Raw genomic sequence first — 17213 nt, forward strand, 5'->3', positions numbered from 1 at the left:
CTCTCATTCACCGTAACTGATCATACGCTCCAGCACTTCTTCACTGCGCATCACAAGTATGTCGGCAAATGCACGGCGTGCCATGATCTGTAGCGTATCCTCGATTTTGCCGGCAGGTAACGCAGGGAGGGTTCGCCCTGCAACCGCTTGCAAAACAAAACAGGCACCGGCATGATTATCGAGCAGAAAATCCTGAAACATTGCGGCGACAAATTGATCAAGCCAGACCCCTTCACCTTGCGGATCGCTACGCAGGCGGGCCAGAGCAGTCTCGGCGCCAGCACAACGTTGGACGATGCGCTCAACAAAGCGATCAACGGCCATCATTATAAGCAGATCAAATTGTTGACGTTGGTATAGTTCCATAGGTCTGGCAAACGGTTTCTCTGTCTCTGCTACCACTCAGGGAAGATATGTTCATAGCATTCGATAACCTACGCTAATTCACTCGCGAATGTGCCGCACGCAATCCAAGCCGTGAACTCAATCTCTCGCGTTGTTCACCACTGCTTCATGGTGATCGATGTTTGCCAGCAGTTCGTGAATCGTTGCCACGGCTCCCTCATCACCAATCTGCGCAAAAAGAGTGGCAGCCTGCATCAGACGTGCGCGGGCTTCGGCGAAGATACCAAGGTGAGCGAGTGCATTCCCCAGGTTTGCCAGCAACCGGGCATAGCCCGCCGGATCGGCTACCGGGTCACGTCGTGATAACAGGTCTTCGTAGATGGAAACCGCTTCCAGAAGATGATCGGCAGGGTGCGCTGAATGCACATATTGCAGGGCATTCGCCAGATTCATGCGCACACTCATCCATTCCTGCGGATGCTGGTGTGGATCGTACACACTCAGCGCTGCCCGCAATGCCTGTACGGCAATCGCACCGCGTAGACGATCACCGGCCTCGGTCATCGGCATTGCCAGGTATGCCAGAGCCAGGTTGTTCTGTAGAAACGCAAATTCCAGCGGGTGGGTCTCTCGCTGGAAGAAACGCAACGCCTCTTGATAGCAGCGCACGACGGCCTGGAGCAAACTGCGTTGACCATTGGCACGCTCTTGTAAAATCTGGCCCAATTGCATCGCGGCACGGGCACGTACTTCAACAAGACCATCGGCGGGAATGAGATCAAGTGCTTTTTGCAACCACGCCGTGATCGCCGTCAATTCGCCACCGGTTTGGATAGCCAGCTCGGCCCGGTTAATATATATCTGACCAGCCAGCGGCGGTGAAACAGGCAGAGCCGCAGTGATGGCTTCCGCAAAGTAGTGATCCGCAGCCGACAGATCATCGCGTTCGATAGCAGCAGCGGCGTATGTGATCAAGCCAAGTGCCCGAATTTCACCGGTTGCCGCAGCAAGCGACGGCAACTCATGACGATGGCCCATTGTGAAGGCAGCAATCTCGTACAAACAGGCCAACTCCTCATCGAGCAGCACGTACAGCAGCAGATCAGCATCGGCTGAGCCGGTCAAGACATACCGATTGTATGCCGCAATCGGTTGCGGAAAAGGTGGCAAGGCGGCCAGAGCCACCGAAAGATTACCCGCCAGGGCATGAGCGTAAAACTGCCATGCAGTTGGCCACTCGGTTGGGGTTGCCCCGCGCAACAAAGCAGCTAGCGCAGTTGCAGCGCAGGGTTCGTCAGTTGGCGGCAATACAAGATAACCGGCCGGTAGAGCAAAAATTCCTAACGGTTGCGGACGAATTGTCAGATAGCTCATGCCATTTCCTCGGCAACTGGCTGTAACGTCATGCGCAGAACGCCATTGGTTGCATCCCACACTGCCCGCCGCCAACCGGGCATTACATCGGGCGGTAATGCTTCCCAAATTAAGACACTCCGATCACCACGTGCATTACGTTGCTTGAGCAGTAAGCCTCCGGCTGCTGGACCACAGAGTGGAACCAGCCAAACCTCATCTCCACGCGGCAACACGACCAGGAGATCGGTCGGAAAATAACGTTGGGCCAGCGTCGCCGGTAGATGAAGATAGCCCTGTGCTGTCAGCTCAAGCAGCCACGTTTCCATGATGATCACTACTGTTATCAACCACTCTGGCATAGCCCGGATATGGTTGCCATGGGTTATGGTGAAGATGGTGGGCCAAGTCCTCCATACGAGCCGCGACCGGGGGGCTAAGCGGGGCGCCAATTGTGAAATTGACCCCTTCAATCAGATACACCTGGATTGAACGTGGGTATTCATCTTTGAGCAGCCAGCGCCCAAACGCCAGTGCGTGATCCCAACGAAACGCATGCAGGTTAATCCCTGTGAGCGGTGGCAACTGCTCAACAATCGAACCAGGTACAGAGTAAATCGTCCCGGCTTCGGCACCAGTGCGAGCGGCATCAACCAGAATCACCATCTCGACCCCTCGCATCCGAAAGGCAACATCCATCCCGCTGGTGCCGGCATCGGCGACGCCAACACCGGGTGGTAATCCCAGTTCAAGCAATCGCCGCACCAACACCGGTCCCACGGCATCGTCGCCGCGTAGCAGGTTCCCACAACCGACAATGAGCAACTGTTCAGACATACACCGTCTATTTCCAGCTCAGGGCAAGCAAGATACATTCCGTCTGCACCGATGATCACATCGTACACCGGTGCAGACGACCTTGCGCGCTTGCCCCCGCTACGCGCCTTCTCCAATACGGAACTGAGCTAACTCCTTGCCGGTCTTTTCGTCGTAGGCGTGAACAGTACAGACCAGACAGGAGTCGTAGCTCCGTGCTACATGACCGAGTTCAACCGGATCGTTCGGATCGGCAATCGGTGCGCCGATAAACGCCTGCTCCATCGGCCCATTGACTTCACGGCCATCACGTGGCCCGATATTCCAGGCCGTTGGCGTCACTACCTGATAATTTTCAATCTTGCCGTCTTTGAGCACGATCCAGTCCGAGAGGCTCCCACGGGCAGCCTCGGTTGAACCGAAACCACGTCCTTCGGGAAGCTCTTTCGGTTTGATATAAAACTTCTCGTGCAGATTGATCTGATCGAGCCACTTGCGAACCAGCTTGTAGTATTTGGGTGCTTCGTGCATGCGAGCCATTACCCGCACCAACACACTTGGGCCAACGGTCGTTACTGCATCAAGGAACAGCGGATCGTAATCTTGCCAGTCGGCAGCTCCCGGACGACCGGCGATCACCTGACGGGCTAGCGGACCGGCCTCGACCGGATGGCTACCAACGCCGGGGATCAAGTAGCGTGGTGCCTTAGCCCACGAATATTTACCCTGACGGTGCCCTACCGCCGGATCGATAGGTTCCGTCCGACCTTCAAACGGATGCAGCGCGTGACTACCCTCGTAGAAGGAATGGGTCACATCTTCGCGTACATTCGCCTGATCGAAATCGTAGAACTGACCATTGACATAGACTCCCGAGCGGACAATAAGCGCTGCATTACGTCCATCGATAGTTGGACGAGCGTACCGTTCAGGATGGAAATAGGTACCGGTAGCAATATAGTTATTCCAGCCAGCGCCATACTTATCAAGACCGGCGGCCAACGCGAAGCGCAGGAAGAAGCCACAGTCTGAGTTGTAATGGCGTTCGTTTTCGTGCATCCATTCCATCACGTCGGCCCAACTCTTGTTTTGCAGCCAGCGATCGACCGAACAGCCAAGCCACTTCTTCTCGAGCCATTCATCTTTCCAATACTCAAGAATCGCGATAGCGCGCGTAACATCGGCCAACGTCGGTGCACACATCACCCCACCGGGGATCATAAAACTCGAGTGAGGCCACTGCCCACCAAAAATGGCGTAAATCTCAACCGGCTTATTCGAGAGTGTTACCCCGTGCTCGTAGCTGACGCCGACGAAAGGAGCAAAACGGCGTACCGCCTCATCGTATTCGGGGAGATGGGCGTATTTCTTGTTCGTCAAATCAATCGCAAAAAGGGCGTAGAACCAGCGTGGAATACTCTGCAACGTTTCACAAGCCTGTGCAATATTGCGAATGAGAGTCGCATTTGGCGGTAGTTCGGTTTGCCAGGCGGTATCGAGAGCGTAAGCCGCTTTGGTTAAATGACTCCCACCGCAGATACCACAAATGCGTGGCGTCACGATCAAACCGGCTTGCGGGTCTTTTCCCTTCAGAATAATCTCAAAGCCGCGAAACATCGAGGCCTCGGTCCACGCACTCGTTACAACACCATCGCGAATGGTAACCCGCAAGTCGAGATCGCCCTCAACGCGACCAAGGGGGCTAATCCGCAGATCGCGACCGGTAAGTGTTGCCGGATTTTCGATAATATTAACCATTGCCAGCTTCTCCCATTGCTAAACGACGAACATATCTTCCTTAGCCCATTTGGGTGCCGCTACACGGGCTGCTGCGGCCAGTGCCATATAACTGATCGGATCAGTACCGGTTGGAACTTCTTTCGGAATAGCCCCACTAATCTTCTGCGTCTTGAACACAGTACCAGGCGCCAGATCGAAGAACGGAAACTCGGGTTCGGTGCAGCCGGTGCACGGCATACCGGCACGAGTCTTCGACGACTGGCGGTTCCAGAGAATGCGATTACAGGGTGAACGAGTCATGGGGCCGCGACAGCCAAATTCGTAGAAGAGACAGCCGGTGCGAGTACCCTGACCGAATTCGAGCGTTGATTGCTTGTACTCAAAAAACTGAACGCGAGTGCAGCCGGTCTGGGTGAAGCTGGTAAAGAAGGTCTGTGGTCGCTGCAACTCATCGAGCGCAATATCGGCCGCCCGACCACTGGCGACAGCAACCAGAATCTGCGTCACCCAATCGGGATGTGCCGGGCAACCGGGGATGTTAATCACCGGCAAACCGGCCTTAGAACGCCAGTTGGGGCCGAGGAAACCGCCTAACTCGCGCTTGTGGAATTGCAGGCCGGTTGACTGGCTGGGGTTGGGAGCCATAGCCGGAATACCTCCCCAACACGCACAATCACCGATAGCAACCACAATACTGGCCTGCGCCGCCAGTTCGCGAACCCACTCTTGCATTGGTCGGTCGGCAAACATATTGTAGCGTCCGGTACCGTTTGGCGCCTGGATCACGGTACCCTCAAACACGAAAATGTCAAGTGGACGGGCGCCGCTGGCACAATCGTAAAAAATGCGCTTAGCGTTCTCGCCCAACTCCATACCGAGCGACGGATGCCACAAAATCTCAATCCCAAAATCGGTCACCAGATCGCATGCACTGGGTTCCTCGGCATTGAGAAAAGACATCGTGTTCCCGCTGCAGGCACCACCCTGTAGCCAGAGCAATGTTGCCATAAATGCGTCTCCTTCATCCTCATCAAAACAACAAGCCGCCTATCTATCCGGTTACGCTATGCAATCGTCTTGGAACCCTTGGCTCGCGCTTGCATCTGTTCGCGTAGCCACGCCATCCACTCCTGTAAACCGGTTTCACTGCGGGCCGAGGTCGCAATAATCGGCGCCAGTGGGTTCACTGCCCGAATATTCTCCTCTGCCATTGCGCGATCAAATCCAACCGGCCCGGCCAGGTCCATCTTGGTCAACAACACAGCATCAGCAGTCGCAAACGTCGCCGGGTATTTCAAGGGTTTATCTTCACCCTCGGTAGTTGACAACAACACCACCCGTGCCGCCTCACCGAGGTCGTAACCGGCAGGACAGACAAGATTACCGACATTCTCGATAAACAACAGATCGATCTGGCTGAGATCCCAGTCGGCCAAATGACGGGCCACGATGTCGGCTTCGAGATGGCACATATCACCAGTCTGAATCTGACGCACCAGACCACCACTGCGCGCCAAACGTCGGGCATCGTTGTCAGTCGCGAGATCACCGACCAGGGCGGCAACACGACACTCGGCGAGCATCACCCGCATCGTCGCCTCAAGCAGACTGGTCTTACCTGCGCCAGGACTAGAAAGCAGATTGATCACCGTCACACCCGCAGCGTGGAAGCGAGATCGTAACTCGGCAGCGAGCTGATCATTCTTGCTCAACACACCCTGACGTATCTCGATTAAGCGTTTTGTTTCGTAACTCATAGCGTCTCCAGAGCAACCAGTTCCAATTCACGGCCATGAACGATCTGCCCACAAGGACGATGACAGGATGGACAGCGAAACAGTCGCGGATTGGGTAATGTCACTTCAGTACGACAGTTAGGACAAAAAACTACGACTGGTACCTCTTCGATTATCAGTTCGGCGTTCGCCAGTGGGGTACCCTCGGCGGCAATAGCGAAACTGAAGCGCAAGGCATCGGCAACTACCCCAGCCAGCGCACCGATGCGTATATGAACAGCACTGATCTGTTCAGCACCGGCTTCCTGGGCTGCTCTGGTAGCAATGTTGACGATATTGTATGCAATCGATAATTCGTGCATGAATCTACTTCAGCGAACGACCAAAACGACGACCGAATTCGACAATCAGCGCAGCAGCGCGTTGGACATCGGGGTCACGGAGCGCCTTGAGCAATCCAAACACACCTACCGCTTTCGGCGACTGCCGTAACTCTTTGCGACTGGCAACGAAGGCATCGCCTGCTTCGCCCACCAGGCGCACTGTTTCTGGATCGAACACGCCCGAATCCAGGAGGGCATCGAATTCTTCCGAGGCGATAAATGGTTCGATGCGCTCAATCACCTCAATAAAGTTCGGCGCCACAGCGACTAAGCGGGGGAAATAGGGCAAGAAGGTAACCATTGCATCGATAAGTTGTGCCGGTGTCACCGATTGCGCTACCATAACGGTTCGCATCTCTTCAATCGAACTGCGGATATTTTCGGTCAGCTCATCGCCACGGGCTAGCAGGTGATCGAGGGCACTCACCAGGAAGGAGAGTAACTCGCTGTGAGCCAGCAGGCGCTCGAGGGCGGCCAGAACTTCAGGTTTGGTCAGAGTCGTTAGCAGACGTTGAAACGCAGGTTGTGATGTCAGTGCAGCCAACTGCTCGACGGTATCGGTAAGTTGGGGAAGTGTGCGCGACAATCGGATAAGCTGCGTCGTCAGGTAACCACTATCTTCAGGCAAGGCAGCGCGCAACTCGTGAACACTGGCGGCCACATTGTCAGCGATAGTTTCACCACGTTGTAACAGGCTATCAACTGCGCTCACCGAGAAAGCCAGAAGTTCAGCTTTGTCGAGCAGGAGATGGAGGGCAGCAGCCGTCTGCGGTTCGTTGAGTCGTTCGAGTAACGCACTGGCGTTCAGCAAACGATCAGTGCGACTAGTGGTTGTAGCGCCGTTACTAGTCATTGCGCTCCTCGCCTGAGTTACGATAGCGGATACACGGTTGTTGCTTCATGGCAATATGAAGTCTTGATAGAAATTATGTGCATGCTTGAACAAAGTATAATGAACGTTAACTAACAACGTCAAGTTGCATTTTCGCAACGTTTAGTTGTGATTCCTGGTTAACGATAGCAACAGCATCATGCTCATGACGGATAGCTTTTCCCCACCTATCCACCATCGTGTTGTATGGTAGCTCAGCATGAGAAGTGATTGTATGGTACAGTGAACTGCACACTGGTAACATGCAATTGATAGGTAACGCAATGAAAGGCGAAACTGCACCTCCACAGCAACGACGCTGGCGGGTAAGTGTCCACGGAATTGTTCAAGGAGTTGGCTTTCGGCCATTCGTGTTTGGGTTGGCCGAACGCTGGCGGTTAACCGGTTTTGTGCGTAACGATAGTAACGGGGTCACGATAGAAGTAGAAGGCGAAGAGCAGGCGCTACAGTCATTCGTACAGGCGTTACGTACCGAAGCGCCGCCTTTGGCTCGGATAGAGCAATTGCGAGTCGAACCGCTGGCACTGGTTGGCGACAAGGAGTTCGTGATTACAGCTAGTCAGGCCCAACCTCAGCGTCGCACGCTCATTGCACCGGACACAGCCACCTGTGCCGATTGTCTGCGTGAGATCACCGATCCGCATGACCGTCGTTACCGTTATGCCTTCACCAACTGCACCAATTGCGGCCCGCGCTTCACAATCGTTCTTGATGTGCCTTACGACCGCATCAATACCACGATGCGCGATTTTCCGCTCTGTCAACAGTGCCAGGCGGAATACAACGATCCACGCGACCGGCGCTTCCATGCCCAACCAACCGCTTGCCCGGCTTGCGGCCCTCGCCTTAAGTGGTCAGCAGGTGATACCGACGATCCAATCGCTGCTGCGGCAGAGGCAATTGCACACGGGCAGATCGTGGCAATCAAAGGTTTGGGCGGATACCATCTGGCCTGCGCTGCCGACGATGAAGCGGCGGTGAGTCGGTTACGACAACGGAAGCAACGTGAGGCGCGCCCGCTGGCTCTGATGGTCCGTGATGAAACGGTGGCAGAGCAGCTCTGCCAGATCGATCCGATAGCCCACACCTTACTTACCAGCCCGGCGCGCCCGATTGTGCTTCTTCCCCGCCGACCAACTGCACCAGTTGCACCATCAGTTGCGCCGGGGATGCAGACGCTGGGTGTGATGTTGCCCTATACGCCACTGCATTATCTCTTACTTAACGAATACGCTGGGATTATTGCGCCAGGGCGGGTTGCAGCAATTGTGTTAACCAGTGGTAATCTGAGCGATGAACCAATCGCTTACGAGGACGATGATGCGTTCACCCGACTGGCACCGATTGCCGATTCCTTTCTGAGTCACAATCGTCCCATCCACATCCGCTGTGATGACAGCGTGGTGCGGATAGCCGCAGGTGGGCCGCTCATTATTCGTCGCTCACGAGGCTACGCACCGGCACCGATTACGCTGGCTACAGCCTTGCCCTGCCCGATCCTTGCTTGCGGGGGGCATCTCAAGAACACGTTCGCGCTTGGACGTGGTCGTGAAGTCTTCCTCAGTCACCATATTGGTGATCTGGAGAATCTCCCTACATTACGCTCATTCCACGAAGGGATCGTCCATTTTCAACGATTATTCGGCATAACTCCAGAGGTTGTTGCTTACGATCTGCATCCGGGCTATCTGGCTACCCAGGCAGCATTAGCAATGCCGATAGAGCGCAAGATTGGCGTCCAGCACCATCACGCACATATCGCTGCTGTTCTGGCAGAATACGGATTGGATGGACCGGTTATTGGGCTGGCAGCCGATGGCAGTGGCTACGGACCCGATGGTACAGTGTGGGGTGGCGAGGTACTGATCGCGACCTGCGCTACGTATCGGCGAGTTGGTCATGTGCGGCATTTGATCCTACCGGGCGGTGAACAGGCGGTACGTCAGCCGTGGCGGGTTGCAGCAGCAGCGCTTTCCCAAATATACGGCTCTCATTTCTGGCAGATGGACATACCGTTCACGCGCCAACTGGATCAAACCGCCTGGACAGTATTGGCCCGTATGATCGAACGTGGCGTAAACAGTCCACGAACATCGAGTCTGGGACGCTTGTTCGATGCAGCAGCAGTATTAGTAGGACTTGGTCAGATTGCTCGTTACGAAGGCGAGTTAGCGATATTGCTCGAACAGATCGCCGATTGGTCACAACCTCCATATCCAATGCCAATCGAGGAGTCAGCAACCACCGATACTCCGTTTACTCTCGATGGATTGGCAATGCTATCGGCGCTGGTTGACGATCTACGGCAGCGTGTTCCGCCAGCGGCTATTGCCGGGCGAGTGCATCAGGGGATTGCTCACGGCTTGTGGCTGGCCTGTCGGCGGGCACGTGATGAGTACGGCCTGACCACCGTTGCCCTCAGCGGTGGGGTGTTTCAGAATGCGTTCCTGCTCGAACTGCTCACGGAGTTGTTAGGCAGCGATGGTTTTACAGTGCTCATCCCACGGCTGGCGCCACCTAACGATGGTGGCTTGGCATTCGGTCAGATTGCCGTAGCTGGGGCTTGCGTAGGCTGAAATCTTGCTGCGCAATCGGCGTTTTGATGAGCGGGCACGCAGTGAAGCTGAACCTGCATTCAGCACCTTTCCCGACAAGATGAACATGTGATCGATTTTCGAGCAGGATCATCGGTAGGCGCACAAGGTTGCCTGGAGCATGGGAGAAGCACGGTGGGAGTGGGTGCAGTGTGCGGTTGAAATCCATTGGTCGGCGCATCACTCCGCTCGCGGGAGCAGGATGATGAACTCGCCACTACTGCCCACTCTTCTGCTCTCTTTTCTCTTTCCCCACTCCTCTTTTATGGGCGCTCCCTTGCCCCAAACCATCCGCTGTCGTACAATAGAAAGAGCAACTGATACGCACCTGAAGGGCAAGGAAACACGAGTTTATGGCTATTCGAAGAATTTTACGGATTGATGATGCCGAGGATCGCAAAATCCTGAAAATGCAGTGCCGTCCGGTCAAGCTCCCTGACCGTAATCTCAAGCAACTGGTAGCTGACATGTTCGAGACAATGCGTGCTGCACATGGCGTAGGACTGGCTGCACCGCAAATTGGCATTCCCATCCAGCTTTGTATTATCGAGCTTCCTGCCGAGTATGAGGAACATCCAGACGGCAGTGTTGTTGAGATAACCCCTGCAAAACCATACGTTCTTATCAACCCGCGGATCGTCAAGCTGAGCGATGAAGAGGTGATGCGCGATGAAGGGTGTCTCAGCCTGCCCGGTTGGTACGGATTGGTACCGCGCCAGACATGGGTGACCGTCGAATTTCAGGATTTGAATGGCAAACACCATCGGTTGCGCCGGGCCGATGATTTGTTGGGGTGGGCGATCCAACATGAAGTCGATCACTTACACGGCATTTTGTTTACTGAACGAATTCGTGACCTGAGTACGCTGCGCGATATTACCAAAGAACGTGAGCCACAACCGGCTGGATAAGCGATAAATACCATCGACTCCATAAGCGGTATGCAGACATCCGACCTTGTCAACAAAGCTCTTCTCTTTGCTGCGCAGGCCCACAATGGTCAGCTTCGACCTGGTAGTACGCTGCCTTATCTCGTGCATCTGAGCGATGTCGCACTCGAAGTTGCAACCACATTGATGGTCGAACCAGGGTACGATCCAACATTAGCCCTTTGCTGTGCCCTGCTCCACGATGTGCTTGAAGATACGAACATCGATGAGGCAACGCTGGAAGCTCATTTTGGGCCAGCGATTGTTGGTGGTGTTCGTGCTCTTACCAAAGATCCGTCACTCCCATCGGATGAACGAATGATCGATAGTCTGCGTCGTATTCAACAGCAACCCCGTGAGGTTTGGTTGGTGAAACTCGCCGATCGGATCAGCAACCTGTCAACTCCACCTCCTGCCCACTGGTCGCCAGAGCGGATTAGTGCTTACTGCACTGAAGCTGAGTTGATCCTTACCACTCTTAGCGCGGCAAGTCCATACCTGACAACTCGTTTGCGCAGCCGGATCGACCAGTACCGAAACATGACAGGTGTAGCTTGATCGATGATGGTTGGCACGCAAGGAGGTTCTATGCGGATTGCCGTAGGGAGCGATGAACGGAACTACGTTACCGACGCCTTAATCGCCGAACTGAAACAGCGTGGTCATGAACTTATCCTGTTTGGGCCGCTTGCCGGTAACACCGATCCATGGCCCGACGTAGGACGAGCCGTTGGCGAAGCCGTTGCTACTGGACAGGCCGACCAGGGTATTGTTTGTTGCTATACTGGTACCGGTGTCAGTATCGCTGCCAACAAAGTACCTGGGGTGCGTGCTGCGCTATGCCACGACGCCCAAACTGCGGCCGGTGCCCGCAAGTGGAACGACGCAAACGTGCTAGCCCTTAGCCTGCGGACAACCACGCCGGAGATCGCCCGTGAAATCCTCGATGCCTGGTTCGCTACAGAATGTCCACCAGAAGAACGGGCAACCATTGAGCGCTTAAAGGACGTTGAACGAACGTCGAACTAGCAAGTAAGATACTCAAATCCGCACGAAGTGACGGTCATTCCTGTGGTATAGTACAAAAGGAATGCACCTGACATGCAACAGTCCCGGCTTAAACACCGGGGCTTTCTTGTGAGTAAGGAGTTAGCGCACGGGAGCTTAGCGAACAAATACATCGTCCAATTTTTTTCAGGCATTTCATCGCAGCAGAAAGGAGTACGTGGCTTTCGCTGTCGTTTGAAGGCGACAGTCGCTGCCGCTATCAATTATGGAACAGATCATGCAAGGAAAAACCGTCATCGTGACCGGCGCCAATTCTGGAATCGGGTATGTCACGGCACGCGAGCTGGCCAAAATGGGAGCACGAGTGATGATGGTCTGCCGCTCACAGAGCAAGGGTGAAGCGGCCCGTCAACGTATCGCGCAGGAAGCTACCGGAGCGCCGCCGGAACTGGTACTGGCTGATTTCGCCTCACTGAACTCCGTGCGTCGGGCAGCCAGTGAGTTGCTTGAACGTTGTCCTCGCATTGATGTCCTGGTCAACAATGCTGGCATCTTCGTTTCAGAACCGCTCGCCAGCGCCGACGGCTATGAACTGACCTTCGCTGTCAATCATCTGGCGCCGTTCTTGCTCACCAACCTATTACTCGACCGCATTGTTGCCAGCGCACCAGCGCGCATTGTCAACGTCTCTTCATTTGCCCACGTAGCCGGCAAGATTATGATCCCGCAGATCGCCTCTCCCCAACGACCAAACATCTCCCAGGCCTACAGCGACTCGAAGTTGTGCAACATCCTCTTCACCAACGAACTGGCACGGCGGTTGCAAGGGAGCGGAGTGACTGCAAATAGTCTCCATCCGGGTGCAGTTGCGACCAACTTTGCCGCTGATGCACGTGGTCTGTTTGCATTTTTCTTCCGACTTGCCCGACCTTTCATGCTCTCACCAGAACAGGGGGCTTCAACATCGATCTACTTGGCATCATCACCAGAAGTTGAAGGTGTCAGCGGGGTCTACTTTGTGCGTAAAAAACCAGCCCAACCATCAGCCGCTGCTCAGGATGCGGCCCTCGCCAGACGACTGTGGGAGTTTAGTGAACAACTGGTACGCGAAAAGGTCGTCGCTGTCTAGCAATTGTCCGAAACATCCAGCCGACCTGACAAGCTGACGATTGCCTGCTGCCACTCTTGCCGTGCCTTGCCCTGACCGATTGCCCAACGGCCAGGGTCATGGCGATTCTCGCGAATGCTGCCTGTCAGCGCACCGATTGGGGGCAGGGCATATACCGCTAGCACGTACCGATCCGGTACTCAAGATTTCATCAGCACACCTCAAAGCGCAAGGAAAAGGATGACCCCATCTGAGGAGCAGGAGTTCTTTTGTGGTAATGGTCACACTTTAATATAGCAAAGGACACGCGGAGCAAGGATAACAAGCGCAGGTTAGAACAGGGGACCCTTGCTATTCCGCCACGCCACAGAGCCGATATGAACTCTTGTACCGAACTATGTAGCGTATCCGTGCTAGAATAAACACCATAGCACCGACAACCGTTAAGCCGGAAAGCGTCATTGACTATGCAAGGTCAACCGTATCATGTGTTGGTCATCGATGATGACCCGAACGTGCGCGACATTCTAAGCGATCTACTCAAACGCGAACGTTGTGTAGTGCACACCGCAGAATCAGGTCTGAGCGGGATCGCTGCTGCACGCGCAGAATTGCCCGATCTGATCCTCCTCGATGTAATGATGCCCGATCTCGATGGGTTCAGCGTCTGTCGAATGTTGCGTGATGATCCACTGACGGCTGAAGTACCTATCATTATGATCACGGCACTTGATGATCGATTATCGCGGCTGGAAGGAGTCAAAGCAGGCGCCGATGAATTTCTCTCAAAACCGGTTGAATTAAGCGAGCTACGCCTACGTGTCCGCACAATGCAGCGTATTAATCGCTATCGACGCCTTATTGAAGAACGCGAGCGAGCTGCCGCGCAGGAACGCTTACTTACCGAACAGGCCCGACAGGCAGCGCAGGCTGTTGCTGAGGCGTATGATCAGACGTTGATTCGGATGGTCACGTGCACTCGATCTGCGCGATAAAGAGACTGAAGGACATTCACAACGTGTCGCCCAACTCACTCTGGCTGTTGCCCAAGCCCTCAATATTCCGCCAGAAGAACAGAACAATATGTGGCGCGGCGCTATGCTGCACGACATTGGCAAGATTGGGGTGCCCGACTCCATTTTACACAAACCAGGCCCATTGACCGAAGAGGAATGGGAAATTATGCGTTGCCATACCACCTACGCCTATGAACTGCTCTCACCGATTGCCTACCTGCGGCCGGCCATCGACATTCCCTACTGTCATCATGAGAAATGGGATGGAACCGGTTATCCGCGTGGATTACGTGGAGAGCAAATCCCGCTGGCTGCCCGTATCTTCGCCCTGGTCGATGTATGGGATGCGCTAATCAATGATCGTCCTTACCGCAAGGCGTGGAGTCGCGAGCAGGCCTATCAGTACATTTGCGAGCAAAAAGGGAAGCATTTTGATCCAAACCTGGTTGATCTCTTTCTCTCAATCGCTGCACCCGATCTGGCAAAGGCTGCCGAACGGCAGGTAGCAGGCGAAGACGAAGCACAATAACCGGATGATAGCAGTTCGGCTGTAGGGCAGCGAGTGAGATAGGCGGGCCGGTAGCCCGACTCTTCAGAAGTTTTCTTCAGGAGACAAATGGTAGAATTATTGACTCGGCGCAAGAAAATCGACCGCAACGTACCCTTCCAGACCATCAGGAGTACGTACTGGACGCCAGACAAAATCAGGGCCGGGAACATCTTCACCGATTTGCTCAAGTCGGGTTCCATCGGGTAAAGTAGTAATCGGTTGATTATTCCGATTTGGTTCTGGGCGCAGGAACAATCCTTGACCACCGGTATTAACGACCACAAAGAAACGCGGTGCCGGTGTTGGTGACGGTGATAGAGCGGAAGTGTTCGTTTCATCTGTTGACTGGGTTGGAGTAATGATACCAGGCTCGAGGGAGGTGGTTGTCGGTGTACTCAGAGGCACTTCACGCCGATCATCGCGCAGGTACCCCAGAAAGAGGAAAACAATCAATACCAGGAGCACAAATGCAGCAATGACATACGGCCAGCCCCGTTGCTGTAGCCAACGGGGAACGACGTGCCACACATTATTCCGGTTAATCATACCCCGATTGGGCCGTGATGGTCGCCACGCCGGAGAAGCTGATGTCGCATCCAGACGTTCAGTACGCGGTGTTTCACGCTGACGAACTGCACCTCTTCCCGATTGTGGATCGGTAGCACCGGCCTGCCGTTCCTGTTTATCACTCATGGGACACACCTCCGTCTGCATCGCCTCCGAGCTATGATAGCACATCTTTATGAGCGAACCGGTCAGGCTAGTGATGTCTAACTCAGACTGCCGATGTCCCAAATGCCGATGATTGGCTGTCGCTTCACTGAAGCCCACTCATCGCCTGTCGATCCAAATACGCTAGTAACGGATGCAGATAAGGTGTCACCCCTTTGTAATCCAGCATTAACGGATCGAGCTGCCGCAGCATACGCGCTAGTGCTGCCGCCCACTGTGGATCGGTAGTTAATTCGGCTAACGCAGCGACATACGTGCGCACGGTAAAGAGAACAACTGGGTGACGCACCATACGGACCAGCGTCTGTCGTTCGACCCGATAAAAAACCTTCTCACCAGCATTTTCAGCCGTAATTGCCGCCTTTTGCCGATCCAGGGCGCCAAGACGCGGTGAAAGATCGAGATCCGGTAGGACGACCAGCGACCAGTTGCGCCGCCAAACCGGACGTTGTGGTTGCAAACGAGCTATCAGTTGATTGGTTGACGCTGCCAGGTGCGCATTAAAACCGGGTACCGGTCCGTGAATCATTGCCATCGGTAAGCCCATCTTATCGGCAAGACACCAGCGATTAGGAAAACAAAGCTGACCGGCAATCAGCGGATGACCGGCAGCTTCATCCACTGCGATCAACAAAAGATCCTCTTGTACCTGCCGCCCCAACCAATCAATCGGCCAGAGACCGAGTTCTTCACCAACGCGAATGATGGCCGTTTCACCGCGCAGGCGATTTTCCCAATGTAGTTCGGTATCACGTTGCTCTACGTAAAACCATTGCGGATAGGAACGGGCTAGCTCCTCAACGCCCCATACCAGTAATTCCCATTGGGCGGGCAAACTTTCCGGGTACGCCTGTACGTAATACGAATGATCGGCAGCCAGTAGCGCCCGCTTCAACGCCAACTCTGCGTGGTAGTGGTTAGGATCAACGTGAAAGACCGGCGCCCCGTGTAATGGATAAGCCCCGATTCGTAAGACCGGTGATGAGGGTATAGCGAATGGATGAAAGGGCCAGGATTCAACCACAGTGAACCTCACGGGCAGCCCAGATAGCCAGAGCACGAATGTGTTCGGGTGTGGTTCGACAGCAACCGCCAATGATTCGTGCACCGGCTGCATACCACTGGCGGGCCTGTGCTGCGAAGTCAGCAATCTCGGTTGACCCGATCCAGCATTGTGCCACTGGATCATAAGTCTCGCCTGAATTGGGATAGACGACAATCGGTTTCGACGTAACTCCGCGAATTGTCTGTATCAAATCGGGTAGAAATCGGGGCGCTGTACAATTAATACCAACCGCTATAACTTGCGGATGCGTAGCAATTTCCGCAACGCATTCGGCAATCGATTCACCTTGCGCGTTGTGCTGGCCATCACGTGCGCTAAAGCTGATCCATGCGGTATATTGGGGAAATTCGGCTAACAGCGCAACCAATGCCCGTGCTTCGTCAAGGCACGGTATCGTTTCACAGGCGAAGAGATCGGGCTGAGCCGCAGCTAGCGCCGCCATGCGTGGGCGATGAAAGTCTATCAATTCACGGATAGATAGGCCGTAGTTACCACGATACTCTGAACCATCGTGCAAAAATGCACCATAAGGGCCAATCGAAGCGGCGACGAGTGGCCGGATCCGATTGATCCGATTTGCCGGATCAGCCCAAAACTGATCACGTGCAGCACGTGCTAGCTCTACTGAACGCTGCAACAGCACGACGGCCTGATCAATCGAAAGCCCACGTGCCACAAAACCAGGGATGGTTGCCTGATAGCTGGCAGTAATGACGACATCGGCGCCTGCGGCAACATAGTCGGCATGAACAGTCTGAATCAACGCTGGGTTTTCGATCAACACCTTTGCCGACCAGAGGGGATCATTGAGATCGCAACCACGCCGCTCTAGCTCTGTCGCCAGCGCACCATCAAGAATCAGCAACCGACGTTGAGCAAGGGCATTCGCCAGTGGATTCATACGCTTTGCTGTGATCAAATCAGATACCCGTATCCAATGATACC

At 54.5% G+C, this 17213-nt stretch carries 20 protein-coding genes; 7 read left to right on the top strand and 13 right to left on the bottom strand.

From position 1 onward, the window contains the following. Positions 1-3: 3 nt before the first annotated feature. From JE47_RS0100545 to JE47_RS0100585, 9 genes are all read right to left on the bottom strand, one after another. Positions 4-366, bottom strand: coding sequence for a hypothetical protein (locus tag JE47_RS0100545; RefSeq protein WP_031457890.1), 363 nt, complete (start codon positions 364-366; stop codon positions 4-6). Between the two features lie 117 nt (positions 367-483). Then, positions 484-1719 (bottom strand): hypothetical protein, encoded by a 1236-nt coding sequence (locus JE47_RS0100550; protein WP_031457891.1) that lies wholly within the window; start codon positions 1717-1719, stop codon positions 484-486. Continuing rightward, positions 1716-2027, bottom strand: coding sequence for a hypothetical protein (locus tag JE47_RS21490; RefSeq protein WP_031457892.1), 312 nt, complete (start codon positions 2025-2027; stop codon positions 1716-1718). Before JE47_RS21490 ends, JE47_RS0100550 begins: the two co-directional genes overlap by 4 nt. Beyond that, complete coding sequence (locus JE47_RS21495) at positions 2008-2535, bottom strand: hydrogenase maturation protease (RefSeq protein WP_031457893.1); 528 nt, start codon at positions 2533-2535, stop codon at positions 2008-2010. Before JE47_RS21495 ends, JE47_RS21490 begins: the two co-directional genes overlap by 20 nt. Positions 2536-2634: 99 nt before the next feature. Further along, positions 2635-4272 carry a nickel-dependent hydrogenase large subunit gene (locus JE47_RS0100565; protein ID WP_031457894.1) on the bottom strand — a complete coding sequence of 546 codons (1638 nt, stop codon included), beginning with the start codon at positions 4270-4272 and terminating at the stop codon, positions 2635-2637. Between the two features lie 18 nt (positions 4273-4290). Continuing rightward, positions 4291-5262, bottom strand: a complete 972-nt coding sequence (locus JE47_RS0100570; RefSeq protein WP_031457895.1) for a hydrogenase — start codon at positions 5260-5262, stop codon at positions 4291-4293. Positions 5263-5318: 56 nt separating this feature from the next. Beyond that, positions 5319-6011, bottom strand: a complete 693-nt coding sequence (gene hypB, locus JE47_RS0100575; RefSeq protein WP_031457896.1) for a hydrogenase nickel incorporation protein HypB — start codon at positions 6009-6011, stop codon at positions 5319-5321. Beyond that, entirely contained in the window at positions 6008-6352 is a 345-nt protein-coding gene (gene hypA / locus JE47_RS0100580; RefSeq protein WP_031457897.1) for a hydrogenase maturation nickel metallochaperone HypA, read from the bottom strand. Before hypA ends, hypB begins: the two co-directional genes overlap by 4 nt. A 4-nt stretch (positions 6353-6356) precedes the next feature. After that, complete coding sequence (locus JE47_RS0100585) at positions 6357-7226, bottom strand: DUF1641 domain-containing protein (RefSeq protein ID WP_031457898.1); 870 nt, start codon at positions 7224-7226, stop codon at positions 6357-6359. Between the two features lie 302 nt (positions 7227-7528). Here JE47_RS0100585 and hypF point away from each other — a divergent pair, with 302 nt between their 5' ends. The 5 genes from hypF (at position 7529) to JE47_RS0100610 (ending at position 12925) form a co-directional block, all read left to right on the top strand. Next, positions 7529-9841, top strand: a complete 2313-nt coding sequence (gene hypF, locus JE47_RS0100590) for a carbamoyltransferase HypF (protein WP_031457899.1) — start codon at positions 7529-7531, stop codon at positions 9839-9841. Positions 9842-10212: 371 nt separating this feature from the next. Next, positions 10213-10770: a peptide deformylase gene (def, locus tag JE47_RS0100595; protein WP_031457900.1), complete on the top strand. Its 558-nt coding sequence runs from the start codon at positions 10213-10215 to the stop codon at positions 10768-10770. Positions 10771-10800: 30 nt separating this feature from the next. Then, positions 10801-11346, top strand: a complete 546-nt coding sequence (locus tag JE47_RS0100600) for an HD domain-containing protein (RefSeq protein WP_031457901.1) — start codon at positions 10801-10803, stop codon at positions 11344-11346. Positions 11347-11376: 30 nt separating this feature from the next. Further along, positions 11377-11817: an RpiB/LacA/LacB family sugar-phosphate isomerase gene (locus JE47_RS0100605; RefSeq protein WP_031457902.1), complete on the top strand. Its 441-nt coding sequence runs from the start codon at positions 11377-11379 to the stop codon at positions 11815-11817. A gap of 256 nt (positions 11818-12073) precedes the next feature. Then, positions 12074-12925, top strand: a complete 852-nt coding sequence (locus tag JE47_RS0100610) for an SDR family oxidoreductase (RefSeq protein WP_031457903.1) — start codon at positions 12074-12076, stop codon at positions 12923-12925. Here JE47_RS0100610 and JE47_RS21740 read toward each other — a convergent pair. Beyond that, a complete protein-coding gene (locus JE47_RS21740; RefSeq protein ID WP_160173267.1) occupies positions 12922-13089 on the bottom strand; it encodes a hypothetical protein in 168 nt (55 codons plus the stop codon). The genes JE47_RS0100610 and JE47_RS21740 overlap by 4 nt on opposite strands. Positions 13090-13371: 282 nt before the next feature. Between JE47_RS21740 and JE47_RS22055 the strand changes: the two genes are divergently transcribed. Together JE47_RS22055 and JE47_RS22060 are read left to right on the top strand one after the other, a co-directional pair. Continuing rightward, entirely contained in the window at positions 13372-13899 is a 528-nt protein-coding gene (locus JE47_RS22055) for a response regulator (RefSeq protein WP_236631089.1), read from the top strand. Further along, on the top strand, positions 13889-14449 hold the full coding sequence (locus tag JE47_RS22060) for an HD-GYP domain-containing protein (protein ID WP_330216968.1): 561 nt from the start codon (positions 13889-13891) through the stop codon (positions 14447-14449). Before JE47_RS22055 ends, JE47_RS22060 begins: the two co-directional genes overlap by 11 nt. A 96-nt stretch (positions 14450-14545) precedes the next feature. Here JE47_RS22060 and JE47_RS0100620 read toward each other — a convergent pair whose 3' ends face one another. The 3 genes from JE47_RS0100620 to mmuM all read right to left on the bottom strand — a co-directional run bounded on the left by JE47_RS0100620 (position 14546) and on the right by mmuM (position 17169). Beyond that, positions 14546-15163, bottom strand: coding sequence for an SH3 domain-containing protein (locus tag JE47_RS0100620; protein WP_031457904.1), 618 nt, complete (start codon positions 15161-15163; stop codon positions 14546-14548). A 124-nt stretch (positions 15164-15287) separates the two neighbouring features. Then, positions 15288-16226: a heme-dependent oxidative N-demethylase family protein gene (locus JE47_RS0100625; protein WP_031457905.1), complete on the bottom strand. Its 939-nt coding sequence runs from the start codon at positions 16224-16226 to the stop codon at positions 15288-15290. Beyond that, positions 16219-17169, bottom strand: coding sequence for a homocysteine S-methyltransferase (gene mmuM, locus JE47_RS0100630; RefSeq protein WP_031457906.1), 951 nt, complete (start codon positions 17167-17169; stop codon positions 16219-16221). The genes JE47_RS0100625 and mmuM overlap by 8 nt, the downstream gene beginning before the upstream one ends. Positions 17170-17213 lie beyond the last annotated feature (44 nt).

Source organism: Chloroflexus sp. MS-G (genome assembly GCF_000735195.1).
Classification (GTDB): domain Bacteria; phylum Chloroflexota; class Chloroflexia; order Chloroflexales; family Chloroflexaceae; genus Chloroflexus.

Excerpts from the sequence above, each read along its gene's own strand:
- JE47_RS0100545 (WP_031457890.1), bottom strand. The coding sequence starts at position 366 with ATGGAACTATACCAACGTCAACAATTTGATCTGCTTATAATGATGGCC.
- JE47_RS0100550 (WP_031457891.1), bottom strand. The coding sequence starts at position 1,719 with ATGAGCTATCTGACAATTCGTCCGCAACCGTTAGGAATTTTTGCTCTA.
- JE47_RS21490 (WP_031457892.1), bottom strand. The coding sequence starts at position 2,027 with ATGGAAACGTGGCTGCTTGAGCTGACAGCACAGGGCTATCTTCATCTA.
- JE47_RS21495 (WP_031457893.1), bottom strand. The coding sequence starts at position 2,535 with ATGTCTGAACAGTTGCTCATTGTCGGTTGTGGGAACCTGCTACGCGGC.
- JE47_RS0100565 (WP_031457894.1), bottom strand. The coding sequence starts at position 4,272 with ATGGTTAATATTATCGAAAATCCGGCAACACTTACCGGTCGCGATCTG.
- JE47_RS0100570 (WP_031457895.1), bottom strand. The coding sequence starts at position 5,262 with ATGGCAACATTGCTCTGGCTACAGGGTGGTGCCTGCAGCGGGAACACG.
- hypB (WP_031457896.1), bottom strand. The coding sequence starts at position 6,011 with ATGAGTTACGAAACAAAACGCTTAATCGAGATACGTCAGGGTGTGTTG.
- hypA (WP_031457897.1), bottom strand. The coding sequence starts at position 6,352 with ATGCACGAATTATCGATTGCATACAATATCGTCAACATTGCTACCAGA.
- JE47_RS0100585 (WP_031457898.1), bottom strand. The coding sequence starts at position 7,226 with ATGACTAGTAACGGCGCTACAACCACTAGTCGCACTGATCGTTTGCTG.
- hypF (WP_031457899.1), top strand. The coding sequence starts at position 7,529 with ATGAAAGGCGAAACTGCACCTCCACAGCAACGACGCTGGCGGGTAAGT.
- def (WP_031457900.1), top strand. The coding sequence starts at position 10,213 with ATGGCTATTCGAAGAATTTTACGGATTGATGATGCCGAGGATCGCAAA.
- JE47_RS0100600 (WP_031457901.1), top strand. The coding sequence starts at position 10,801 with ATGCAGACATCCGACCTTGTCAACAAAGCTCTTCTCTTTGCTGCGCAG.
- JE47_RS0100605 (WP_031457902.1), top strand. The coding sequence starts at position 11,377 with ATGCGGATTGCCGTAGGGAGCGATGAACGGAACTACGTTACCGACGCC.
- JE47_RS0100610 (WP_031457903.1), top strand. The coding sequence starts at position 12,074 with ATGCAAGGAAAAACCGTCATCGTGACCGGCGCCAATTCTGGAATCGGG.
- JE47_RS22055 (WP_236631089.1), top strand. The coding sequence starts at position 13,372 with ATGCAAGGTCAACCGTATCATGTGTTGGTCATCGATGATGACCCGAAC.
- JE47_RS0100620 (WP_031457904.1), bottom strand. The coding sequence starts at position 15,163 with ATGAGTGATAAACAGGAACGGCAGGCCGGTGCTACCGATCCACAATCG.
- mmuM (WP_031457906.1), bottom strand. The coding sequence starts at position 17,169 with ATGAATCCACTGGCGAATGCCCTTGCTCAACGTCGGTTGCTGATTCTT.